This window comes from Pseudomonas sp. 313, from assembly GCF_000316965.1.
GTDB classification, from domain to species: domain Bacteria; phylum Pseudomonadota; class Gammaproteobacteria; order Pseudomonadales; family Pseudomonadaceae; genus Chryseomonas; species Chryseomonas benzopyrenica.
The window spans coordinates 1-475 of the sequence record NZ_ANBZ01000074.1 but is presented as its reverse complement, the minus strand read 5'-3'; the positions used below and the strand labels follow the sequence as shown (position 1 = coordinate 475).

Annotated in this window: 1 pseudogene; it reads right to left on the bottom strand. The window is 54.3% G+C overall.

Features of this window, described 5'->3' with window-relative positions:
- Window positions 1–33: 33 nt before the first annotated feature.
- Window positions 34–297: pseudogene (locus C722_RS0117275) on the bottom strand (Tn3 family transposase); the annotation flags it as partial.
- Window positions 298–475 lie beyond the last annotated feature (178 nt).

Genomic DNA, 475 nt, shown 5'->3' with positions numbered 1-475 from the left:
GGGGTGCCCGCAGAATTAGGAAAAAATCGTACGCTAAGGTTTTCCGGGCATCCGTAGGGGCCGAAACTTCCCGTCTTCCAGCCTGCGGCTCAGCCGCCAGACGTAATCGCCGGTCAGGTTGATGTGCTCCCAGCCCAACGGCGACAGGTATTGCAGCAGCTCACCGTCCACCGGTTTGCCGGCTTCGACCAGCCCCTGGGTGGCACGCTCCAGGTACACCGTGTTCCACAGCACGATGGCCGTCACCAAGTTTGGGCTTCTGGCTCTGTAGCGCTGCGGCTCGAAGTTCCGATCCTGATTTTTCCTAAAACTGGACACTAGCTATTGTCTTTGAACAACGTCGATACGGTACGGGCAACATGGTCTGCACCGTCACTGATTTCACGCATAATAGTTGTTACAGTTGCGATCTGATCGTTGTTTTCTTCGGCGCTTCTAGCGATGCTGTTCATATCTATATTCAGTTGCTGAGTAA